General features: G+C 73.1%; 10 protein-coding genes and 1 other RNA gene. 4 read left to right on the top strand and 7 right to left on the bottom strand.

Translation table 11 applies throughout. From position 1 onward, the window contains the following. Positions 1–62 precede the first annotated feature (62 nt). Positions 63–446 carry a hypothetical protein gene (locus AC061S_RS28635; RefSeq protein WP_478688771.1) on the top strand — a complete coding sequence of 128 codons (384 nt, stop codon included), beginning with the start codon at positions 63–65 and terminating at the stop codon, positions 444–446. 71 nt (positions 447–517) lie between these two features. On the opposite strand, the gene rnpB is transcribed toward AC061S_RS28635, so the two are convergent. After that, positions 518–919, bottom strand: an RNA gene (gene rnpB / locus AC061S_RS28640) — RNase P RNA component class A. A gap of 77 nt (positions 920–996) precedes the next feature. On the opposite strand from rnpB, the gene AC061S_RS28645 reads away from it, so the two are divergent. After that, positions 997–1,764 (top strand): MerR family transcriptional regulator, encoded by a 768-nt coding sequence (locus AC061S_RS28645; protein ID WP_478688772.1) that lies wholly within the window; start codon positions 997–999, stop codon positions 1,762–1,764. Next, positions 1,761–2,597: a hypothetical protein gene (locus AC061S_RS28650; RefSeq protein ID WP_478688773.1), complete on the top strand. Its 837-nt coding sequence runs from the start codon at positions 1,761–1,763 to the stop codon at positions 2,595–2,597. Before AC061S_RS28645 ends, AC061S_RS28650 begins: the two co-directional genes overlap by 4 nt. Before the next feature lie 116 nt (positions 2,598–2,713). Here the strand turns inward: AC061S_RS28650 and AC061S_RS28655 are convergent, their stop codons facing one another. From AC061S_RS28655 to AC061S_RS28680, 6 genes are all read right to left on the bottom strand, one after another. Next, positions 2,714–3,310 carry a hypothetical protein gene (locus AC061S_RS28655; protein ID WP_478688774.1) on the bottom strand — a complete coding sequence of 199 codons (597 nt, stop codon included), beginning with the start codon at positions 3,308–3,310 and terminating at the stop codon, positions 2,714–2,716. Continuing rightward, positions 3,307–4,479, bottom strand: a complete 1,173-nt coding sequence (locus AC061S_RS28660; RefSeq protein WP_478688775.1) for an MAB_1171c family putative transporter — start codon at positions 4,477–4,479, stop codon at positions 3,307–3,309. The genes AC061S_RS28655 and AC061S_RS28660 overlap by 4 nt, the downstream gene beginning before the upstream one ends. A gap of 1 nt (position 4,480) precedes the next feature. Next, positions 4,481–5,176, bottom strand: coding sequence for a hypothetical protein (locus AC061S_RS28665; protein WP_478688776.1), 696 nt, complete (start codon positions 5,174–5,176; stop codon positions 4,481–4,483). A gap of 142 nt (positions 5,177–5,318) precedes the next feature. Next, the gene (locus AC061S_RS28670) at positions 5,319–5,831 is read right to left on the bottom strand and encodes an XRE family transcriptional regulator (RefSeq protein WP_478688777.1); all 513 of its coding nucleotides are present in this window, start codon (positions 5,829–5,831) and stop codon (positions 5,319–5,321) included. Positions 5,832–6,397: 566 nt separating this feature from the next. Beyond that, positions 6,398–7,303 carry a helix-turn-helix domain-containing protein gene (locus tag AC061S_RS28675; RefSeq protein ID WP_478688778.1) on the bottom strand — a complete coding sequence of 302 codons (906 nt, stop codon included), beginning with the start codon at positions 7,301–7,303 and terminating at the stop codon, positions 6,398–6,400. Positions 7,304–7,400: 97 nt separating this feature from the next. Further along, the gene (locus tag AC061S_RS28680; protein ID WP_478688779.1) at positions 7,401–8,843 is read right to left on the bottom strand and encodes an RNB domain-containing ribonuclease; all 1,443 of its coding nucleotides are present in this window, start codon (positions 8,841–8,843) and stop codon (positions 7,401–7,403) included. 106 nt (positions 8,844–8,949) lie between these two features. Here AC061S_RS28680 and yaaA point away from each other — a divergent pair, with 106 nt between their 5' ends. Next, positions 8,950–9,750, top strand: coding sequence for a peroxide stress protein YaaA (gene yaaA / locus AC061S_RS28685; protein WP_478688780.1), 801 nt, complete (start codon positions 8,950–8,952; stop codon positions 9,748–9,750). Positions 9,751–9,894: the final 144 nt, after the last annotated feature.

The following is a 9,894-nucleotide window of genomic DNA, read 5'->3' on the forward strand; positions in this document are numbered from 1 at the left end:
GTACCCGTCCGGCTTCCAGTAGCACCCCCAGGAAGGCCCTGGGGTGCGACTGGAGGCTCTCCGTGTCCCGCACCGCCCATCACATTCCCGCCGAGCGCACCCCGTACGCCGTGCAGCGGCGCGCGGAGCGCGACGCGCTCGCCCTGCGCCACGCCGGATTCCCCGGCCCCTGGCGCCGAGTGGACCTGCGCACCCTGCGCTACTCCGCCGCCGAGCTCCGTACCGCGGCGAAGGAGGGCCGGCGTCCGCAACCGCGGGAGGTCCGGCGCGCCTTCGACAGCTGGCGGTACTGCTGCGCCTTCGCGGCATCCCCGTCCGTGGCCGCGAACCTCGCGGAGCGCGCCTCCCGCGCACGGGCCCGTACCGCCTGCCGGGCCGCGCTCCACGACCCCGAGACGATCATCGAGCCCTACCGGCCCCGCTACGGGGCCCACTGGGAGGCCTGAGCACCGCCACCACTACCGGTACGACGAAGCCCCCGCCCCGAACGAACGGGTATGCGGGGGCTGTTCGCCGACAGGCGAGCCGGCCTGTACGCCGGGTTCTGTCACCCGGTGACCTCGCGGTCGCCGGGGAGACGGCCATCCATCTAGGACCGGCGTTGCCGCCGGCCTCGTGCGGTCTACCCGCGAACTCGGGCGGGCAGCCCTCGAACGTTCGCGCAGGGCCGTTCGGAAACGGCCCCTCTTGACCTTGCTCCGGGTGGGGTTTACCTAGCCGCCTGAGTCGCCTCAGGCGCTGGTGGTCTCTTACACCACCGTTTCACCCTTACCGGGGGCCGAAGCCCCAGGCGGTCTGTTTTCTGTGGCACTGTCCCGCGGGTCACCCCGGGTGGCCGTTAGCCACCACCCTGCCCTGTGGAGCCCGGACGTTCCTCGGCGGGATCCGGGGATCCCGACGCGGCCGCCCGGCCGACTCGTCTGTCGTGCCGCCCATCGTACCGGCTGCGTCATCACGGCTTGACCTTGACGCAGCGGCAGGGTTTCTACTGGATCCATGCGGATCGGAGAGATCGCCGCGCTCGTCGGGGTCACGACCCGGGCGATCCGGCACTACCACCACGTCGGCCTGCTCCCCGAGCCGGACCGGCGCCCCAACGGCTACCGCGCCTACAGCGTGCGCGACGCCGTCCGGCTGGCCCGGGTACGCCGGCTGACCGAGCTCGGGCTCAGCCTCGACGAGGTGCGCGACGTGCTCGCGGACGACGCGGGGCGCGAGCTGGCCGAGGTACTGGCCGAGCTTGACGCCGACCTCGCCCGCCAGCAGGCCGAACTGGCCGAGCGCAGGCGGCGCCTCGCCGTCCTGCTCGCCGCCCCGCCCGGGGAGACCGAGCCCGTGTCGCCCGCGCTCGCGGAGCTGCTCGCCAAGGCGCCCGCGACGGCCTCGCCGTCCGCCGCGCTCGACCGCGAGCACCTGAGCCTGCTCGACGCCTCGGGCGCCGCGGGGGAGGAGCTCTACGCCCTGCTCGGGACGGTCGCCGCCGATCCGGCCGTGCTCGCGCTGTACGAGCGGCTCGACGAGCTCGCCGAGGCGGCCGAGGACGATCCCCGGATCGGGCCGCTCGCCGCGGAACTGGTGGCCGCGGTGCCCGCCGAGGTGTTCGCGGCGATCGCGGCGACGGAGGGGGCCGGCGGGCCGCAGGCGGTGCCGGGCTTCCTGGAGGCCCTGCTCGCCGAGTACGCCCCGGCGCAGGCGGAGGTCGTCCGCCGGGTGACGGAAGCCTTCACGGACAGCGTGGGGTCAACGAAGAGGGGCCGGGAATGAGCGCGATCCGCGCGGCACGGACGGGGGTGGCCGCCGTGCTCCCCGTGGAGCTGGCGCTGGTGGTCTGCGTGGCCGCCGGAGTGCGCCCGCCCGGCTGGGCCCTCGCCGTCGCCGAGGCGGTGGTGCTGGGGGTCCTCCTCCTGGAGGCGGGCGTCCTGTACTCCCTGTACGCCGCCTCGCGCGCCCGCGGCGCCGACTCGGGCACGGCCCGCCGCGAGGCCGTACGGGCCGTGGTCCCCGTCACCGTACGCCGCCTCGTGCTCCACGAGCTGCGCGCGTCCGCCTCGCTGGCCCGCTGGGCGCTGCGGCGGCCGCCGCACGGGGTGCGCCCCGGAGACCAGGCGGCCCCGTACACCGGACCGCAGACGGCCATGATGTACGGGCTGGTGTTCGTGTCGCTGATCGAGACGGTGGCGCTGGCCTTCCTGATCCCCTGGCCGGCCGTCCACCGGGTGGTGCTCGTCCTCGACGTGTACGGGGTGCTGCTGATGCTCGCGCTGCACGCCGCCTGCGTCACCCGGCCGCACGTGGTGGGCCCGGACGGGACCCTGCGCATCCGCTACGGAGCCCTCTTCGACCTGACCGTCCCGCCGGACGCGGTGGCCTCGGTCCGGGTGGACCGGCGCTACCCCGAGGGGCGGCTCGTCACCCTCTCCGAGGGCGGGGTGCTCGACCTGATCGTCGGCAGCCAGACCACCGTCACCGTGGAACTGACCCGCCCGCTCGCCTTCCGCCGCCCGCTCGGCGCCCGCGCCGAAGCCCGCGTCATCCGCTTCCACGCGGACGAGCCCCGCGCACTGGTCGACGCACTGCGGCAGCCCGCACCCCCGTGACGGGCTGCCGCGGTGCCGACCGTGTGCGCCGAGCGTGACAAGCCGGCGCGCGCCTGTCTTGTCGAAATCGGCACGGCGCGAAAACAGCGGGACGGGCGGCCTACGGGACGGGCTGCCTAGCGGACCAGCGCGAAGGTGGTGGCAGCGACGGCCGCGCCCACCGCGGCGCCCACGACGACCTGGGCGAGGGTGTGGTCCTTCAGCTCGACCCGGGACCAGCCGACGACGGCGACCAGCGGGTAGGCGAGCAGCAGCCAGGGCCCGTAGGTCATGGCGAGCATGGCGACGCTCCCGGAGGAGACGGCCGCGTGCACGCTGATCTTCCAGGCGGGGGTCACGGCGAGGAGGGCCGCGAGGGTGACCAGCATGGCCGCGATCAGCGCGATCATCGTGCGGGGGGAGCCGAGGAGCGCCATCAGGAGGATGCCGGTGGCGACCGAGCCGATGATGAACACCATCACGGTGATGCGCTGTTGGCGCTGGCCGACGTGCCGGTCGGCCCAGCGGCCGCGCCGGATGCCGTACTTGATGAAGACCAGCGGGATGACGGCGGCGAACAGGCAGCCGAGGAGTCCCCAGCCGATCCCGGCGAGGCCGGCGGTGTGCCAGCCGATCAGGAGGGTGTCGGCGATGATCCAGGTCTTGGGATCGAGTCCGTCGGTGATCAGGCGGGCGGATCGGGACTCGGTGGGCTGGGTGAGCGTGGCGGTCACGCCGTGGCCTCCTGGCTGGTCGTGGTGAGGAAGTCGTCAGCCACGGCGGAGTGGTAGATCCGGGCGAGCTGGATGAGTCGCAGTACTTCGGTGGTGAAGTCGAGTTCGTCGATCCCGACGGTGGCCGCCGGCTCCTGGGTGCCGCGGACCGGCAGGACGCCGCGGGCCTTGCCCTCGCGGGCCGCCCGCATCCAGAGGGCTTCGGCCGCCGGGCTCGTCGCCGGGTCGAATCCGGCCTCCAGGGCGGCGCGGTGCGCGCGCTCGCGGAGCTCGTTGGCCGTGTAGGCGTCGAGGGTCAGGGCGGCGTCGCGGATCTCGATCACCCTCCGGTACAGCCGCAGGCGCGGGCTGCGCAGGAGTCCGGTCTTCAGGACGATGTCGGGGGTGACCGCGGTCAGGTCCTGCCAGAGCGGCTGGAGCTGCCGGTGGTGGCGGCCGTCCTGGACGGTGCGCCAGGCCACGCCGAACGCCGGGATGCTGCTCCCGATGAGGATGAAGCCGATCGCCAGGTACTTCAGGGCGTCGGTGACGTTGTCGACCGCGGGATCGCTGGTGTCGTCCGTGAGGCCCGCGAGGCGGCTCGCGATGTACCCGGCCCGCAGCAGGGTGTAGAGCACGCCGACGGCGGTTCCGATGCCCATGAGGCGGACGCCGGTCCGTAGCCACAGGGCGCTGGCGTGCCGGGCGCTGCCCCAGAAGAGCCAGGTGGCGGTGGCCATGGCGATGCCGAGGTAGACGACGAAGAGGAGGTAGTAGACCGTGGCCCAGCCGTTGCCCGCGGTCTCCTCGAAGAAGTCGGTCATCTCGCGGGGCCGCGGGACGAAGAACACGAAGAGCACCGCCATGGCCGTCATCGCGGTCAGGGCGGCGTAGTGGCGGGCCCGCAGCCGGCGGCCGGTCTCCGGGCGGGCGATGGCGACGACGAAGTCGACGACCGCGCCGGCCGCGATCATGCCCAGCCAGTGCTTGAAGAGGGTGGAGAGGTTGTTGACTCCCGCCCAGTCGTCCAGGGTGCGCATCACGCCGGGGAGGCGGAGCGTCATGGACACGGTCAGGGCGGCGAACGCCGTCCACAGGGCCCGTTGTTTGACCGAGCGGACGGCGGAGGGGGCGCGCCAGACCGTCACCGTCCAGAGCATGGCCAGGATGGCGATTTCGAGGTGTTTCACTTCACGACCACGTATTCCGAACGGGGTGCCCGAGGGCGTCATGGAGGCGCACGAGACGGTCCTCGGCCTCACTGGAGGTCGACTGCGTCGTGTGGTAGCGGCCGGCCCGCTCGTGGATGAGCGTGGCCAGGGTCTCGGCCTGCCGCTCCTGCGGGCTGGCGAACTTGCTCCGCCCCATGAGGTGCGCCAGGCGGTCGATGTCGAGGCCGAGTTCCTCGTCGATCGATTCGGTGATGCGGGCGACGTTCCTGATCCGGGCCGCCTCGGTGCGGATGATCTCGGCCACGGGCAGCTCGGGGCGGTCGAGTCCGGAGACGGCCGTGTGCGTACGCGTCAGCAGGCGCTGGAAGTGCTCGGAGGCCCGGGCGATCTCCTGGTCCGACGCCTGTCCGGGGATGTCGAGTTCGGGAGCGACGTGGCCGAGCAGCATGTGCGAGATCTCGTGGAGGACGATCTGCACCTTGAGGATCTCGGCCGCGACGGCGTCGTAGAAGACGAGGTCGGCGACGTCCAGTCCGAGCCAGATCCCGCAGGGCAGGGCCGGGTCGGGGGGTCCGTCGAGGGGCAGCAGGATCAGCGGCCGGCCGCGCTGCGCGGCTATGCCCTCGCAGAAGGCTTCCAGGTCGAACGGCCGGGGGATGGCGAGCCGGTCCGCGACGGCGGCGCACTCCGCGTCGGCGCGCTTCCACCAGCGCATGGTCGCCCTCCCCGCCCGTCGTCGCCCAGTCCGCACACCCGATCGGGTTTGAGAGTAACCGGAAGCGCGGCAGGGGCTTACTGAGGACGGGTCGGTGGCCGGAATACGACTGCTCGGGCGAGGCGCGTGGCTGATTCGCGCCTCAGGACTCCTTGCCGCGGCGGCGCCGGGGCTTCACATCCGGAAGCCCTTCGGCCTTCCGGAGCTGCTTGATCAAACCGGTGACGGACCGCATGGACCCGGCGGACAAGCCGCTGAGACGGAAGGCCGCGGCCTTGACCTGCTCGTCCTCGAGGACCTGGGCGAACTCGTCGGCCGCGGCGGCCTTGCCCATCTCCTCGCGCAGCCGCATGATCCGCTCCTCGATCCGCTGCTCGATCGCCTGGGCGTTCTCGCCGTCGGCCAGGTACCCGACGGTGACGCCGAAGAAGTTGGCGATCGCGCGGATCGAGTCGATGCCCGGGTTCGGGTTGTTGTTCAGGCGGATGGTCTGGACCGTGCCGTGCGAGACGGAGGGCCCGGACAGCTTCTTGGTGCCCTCGGCGATCTCTTGGTACGTGTACGGACCGCGGCCCGCCGGATGGATCGTCTCGATCAAGAAGCCGAGGCGGTCACCCATGGTGTCCCGCCGGCCGGTGGGGGTCTCCTCACCCATCACCGTCACTGCTCCCGTCTGCTGCTGGCTCTCATAGTCCAGTACTAAATCATCCCCGGCATTATCTACTTGCCTAGATGGCTTTCGCCACACAGTGCAACGAAGTGCGTCTACCCAGCTAGCGGACCCCGTGGAAAGTGACCCACGTCATATTGCCCCCGGGGCACCCCGCGGGACCTTGACAGGGCATGTGTGCCGCGGCGTATCTTCGTCCAGCCGTCTAGCCCACTAGATGGAGCGGCGCTCAATAACTCGACGCATCGCGTCTAGCCGACTGAGCGGCGGAGCCGGTGGGCGCAGGACGGAAGGGGGAGGAGTCGCGATGCCGTCACGGCGGCAGGCTCCAGATGCAGGACCAGGGGGTCGGAGCGCTCGCCCGTGGGCTGGGGTACGGGGGTCCTCAGCCCAGGGCGGGCGAACCGCTCGCCGACGGGAGCCGACGCCCGCCGGCGGGGTCCGGCGGAATCCAACGGGGGAGCCGCCGCCGGACGGCACGGTCCGGCCGCGCCCCGGGACGCGATCCGAGGCGCGCCCCGGGGCCGCGATCCGGCGGGCGAGGCGGCGGCCTAGCCGGCCAGCATCACGCTGCTGACCCGGCCCGCCATCCGGTCCAGTGCCGAACCCGGCGCCAGGCCGCACCGCAGCAGGACGAACCGGGACGGGGGCAGCCCCGTCATCGCCTTCACCTCGCGGCTCAGGTGCGCCTGGTCGTGATAGCCGCAGGCCGCCGCCACCTGCGCGGCCGCCGTTCCCGCCGCCAGCATCCGCAGCGCGTGCTGCAGCCGGAACACCCGGGCCATGGCCTTGGGGGACAGGCCCACCTGCTCGCGGAACCGGGCCCGTACGGTCCGGGCGCTCCACCCCGTCGCGGCGCTCACCCGGGTCAGGGAGCCGCTGTCCGTCCAGAGCCCGGAGAGGGCTCCGTCGACCTCGGGCGCGGTGAAGGGGCCGCCGTCGAGGCGGGCGTGGAACAGCGCGTCGAGCAGGGCGAAGCGCTCCGTCCAGGAGGGGAGCGCCCGGAGCCGTTCGGTGAGGTGGCGGCCCTGCGGTCCGAGCACCTCCACCAGGTCCACGTGGGCGTCCTCGAAGTGCCACATCGGGATGCCGAACAGCCGGTAGCAGCCCTGCGGGGTCATGTTCACCTCCAGCCCGTGCACGACCCCCGCGTGCACCCCGATCGCCGGCACCGTGCGCGGGCCGCTGATCATGGCCCCGGCGGCGGGCCGCAGCCGGGCCGCTGCGAGGTCCTCCGTACGGGAGACCCACAGGCCCTCGGAGAAGTTGAAGACCAGCGTCACGCAGCCGGTGGGCAGCTCCAGGCGGCGCCTCGGGGCGGTGAACTCGGTGTGGAACCCCGTGTAGTTGATGATGGCCGACCGCAGGGCGGCGGCCGGCGGGCGGCGGCGCGCCGATCGGCTGCCCGCGGCAGCGGCGGGCATCGCGCGTACGTCGAAGGCGTCGACCGAGCCCATGTCCGGGCCCTCCCCCCCGCTGTTGCGCGGCCGGTGATGCCGCGCGGTCGGCCGATGATGCCAGGTCACGGGGCGCGATGACCAGAGCGGTCACCGCCTAGGCCGGTGCGAAGAGCACCTTCGCCCGACCCGGGTCCGCCTCCGTCAGCCGGACCCTGATCCGGTCGCCCAGCGGCAGCTCCGCCGAGGTGGACTCGACACGGCCGATCACCGCCGGGTCCGCCAGGTGGACCGTGCCGACCAGCGGCTCCCGGTCCTTGACGTCGATGACCGTCGCCTCGAAGGTCTCCCCGACGCGGTCCTTGAGCAGCGCCGCCTCCACCAGGTCCACGGACTCCCGCTCGGCCGAGTTCGCCAGCCGGGTGCCGTCCGACATCTCCTTCGGCAGGGCGTCGAGCGCGTCCAGCGCCCACCCGGGGGGCTCGGTCCCGGCGACGGCCGCCACGCACAGCTCGCCCGTGCACCGGTCGACGAGCCGGCGCAGCGGCGCGGTGCAGTGGGCGTACGGGGCCGCGACCGCGGCGTGCAGCACGGGGTCCGGGGTCTCGCCGCCGGTGAACACCGTGTAGCCAGCGCCGCGCAGCAGGGTGGTGCACTCCTGGAGGAAGGCGGCGTGGGCGGGCCGGTGCGGATCGAGCCCGCGCACGAGCTGCGCGTACGGGACGTGGTGCGGCCACTCGATCCGCAGGGCCTTCGCCGCCCGGCGCAGCCGCCCGACGGCTCCGTCGGGGGCCGTCGGCAGGGTCCGCAGGATGCCGGTCCCGGCGGCGAGCATCAGCTCGGCGGCCGCCATGCCGGTCATCAGGGAGATCTGCGCGTTCCAGCCGTCGGCCGGGAGCGGAGCCCGGTAGGCCAGGCTGTACGAGCCCCCGCGCTCCACGATCTCCTGCTCGGGCACGTTCAGCGAGATCCCCCCGCGCTCCGTCTCCAAGGCCTCGCGCAGCCGCCCGATGTCCCGCAGCAGGGCCAGCGGCTCCTCGGCAGTGCCCGCGTCGATGGCCTTCTGGACGCCGTCGTAGTCGAGCTTGGCCCGGCTGCGCACGAGCGCGCGCCGGACCCCGGTGCTCTCCACCCGCCCCTCGGCGTCCAGGTCGAGCCTCCACAGCAGAGCCGGGCAGGTCTGGTCGGGGAGCAGGCTGGCGGCGCCCTCCGAGAGCACGGCCGGGTGCAGGGGGACCTTCTCGTCGGGGAAGTAGAGGGTGGTGACCCGGCGGTGGGCCTCGGTGTCGATCGCGCCGCCGGGGGTGACGTAGGCGGCGACGTCGGCGATGGCGTAGTGGACCCGGTAGCCGCCGGAGGCGCGCTTCGCCAGGTGCATGGCCTGGTCGAGATCGCGTGAGGTCGGCGGATCGATCGTGAAGAAGGGGATGTCGGTGGCGTCGAAGTCCGGCAGGAGGGGGTTTCGTACCGCCCGCTCGGCCTCGGCGAGTACGGGCGCCGGGAACTCCTCCGGCACCTCCAGCTTCGTCCGCAGTTCACGCAGCGCGGCCCGTAGAGCAGCCCCGTCTGCGCCGGTCATGATCATATGACGGCGTGGCATGAGCCGAGCCTATGGCCGGTGGGCCCGGGCGGCACGGCGAGCCGTCTACCCTGGTCGGGGGCCGCACCCCCGCTGCTGTGCCGTGCCCGTCCGAAGGAGAACCACCGTGCTCGTGCTGCTGCCGCCGTCCGAAGGAAAGGCCGCCGGCGGCTCCGGCGCACCGCTGAAGCCGAAGACGCTCTCGCTGCCGGGGCTGGCCGCCGCGCGGGCCGCCGTGCTGGAAGAGCTGGTCGAGCTGTGCGTGGGCGACGAGCTGAAGGCCCGCGAGGTGCTCGGCCTGAGCGAGGGCCTGCGCGGCGAGGTCGCCAAGAACACGGAGCTGTTGACGGCGGTCGCCCGCCCGGCGGGGGAGATCTACACGGGCGTCCTCTACGACGCGCTGGGCCTGTCGACCCTCTCGCCCGCGGCGGCGTCCCTGGCCGCGGAATCGCTGCTGGTCTTCTCGGGCCTGTGGGGAGCGGTCGGTGTCGCGGACCGCATCCCCTCCTACCGCTGCTCGATGGGTGTGAAGCTGCCGGGGCTGGGGGCGCTGGGCGCGTTCTGGCGCGAGCCGATGGCCTCGGTGATGCCGGAGGCGGCGGGGGAGGGGCTGGTCCTGGACCTGCGGTCCTCGGCGTACGCCTCCGCGTGGAAGCCCAAGGGGGAGGTGGCGGGCCGCACGGCCACGGTCCGGGTGCTGCACTCCCAGATGGTGGACGGGGTGGAGAAGCGGTCGGTGGTGAGCCACTTCAACAAGGCCACCAAGGGCCGCCTGGTCCGCGACCTGCTGTCGGCGGGCGCGGTCCCCGCGTCCCCGGCGGAGCTGGTGACGGCCCTGCGGGACCTGGGCTTCACGGTGGAGGCCGAAGCCCCCGCGAAGCCGGGCAGGGCCTGGTCCCTCGACGTGGTCGTCACCCAGATCCACTGACCGGTGGCTGCGGGTGGGGGCCGGTGCCGGGGGCGGGGTGGGGTGTCGGCCTGGACTGCATGATTTAGGCGCCCTGTGCGCAGCTTCGACAGTGGGTGGGTGTACCTGCGCCACAAATCACGCTTTACGTCCCGGCCGACACCC

It is taken from the genome of Streptomyces sp. CA189 (assembly GCF_056428985.1).

What these genes read in the sequence shown, in the direction of transcription:
- AC061S_RS28670 (WP_478688777.1), bottom strand. Translation starts at nt 5,831, where the DNA reads ATGGGTGAGGAGACCCCCACCGGCCGGCGGGACACCATGGGTGACCGC.
- AC061S_RS28675 (WP_478688778.1), bottom strand. Translation starts at nt 7,303, where the DNA reads ATGGGCTCGGTCGACGCCTTCGACGTACGCGCGATGCCCGCCGCTGCC.
- AC061S_RS28680 (WP_478688779.1), bottom strand. Translation starts at nt 8,843, where the DNA reads ATGCCACGCCGTCATATGATCATGACCGGCGCAGACGGGGCTGCTCTA.
- AC061S_RS28645 (WP_478688772.1), top strand. Translation starts at nt 997, where the DNA reads ATGCGGATCGGAGAGATCGCCGCGCTCGTCGGGGTCACGACCCGGGCG.
- AC061S_RS28650 (WP_478688773.1), top strand. Translation starts at nt 1,761, where the DNA reads ATGAGCGCGATCCGCGCGGCACGGACGGGGGTGGCCGCCGTGCTCCCC.
- AC061S_RS28665 (WP_478688776.1), bottom strand. Translation starts at nt 5,176, where the DNA reads ATGCGCTGGTGGAAGCGCGCCGACGCGGAGTGCGCCGCCGTCGCGGAC.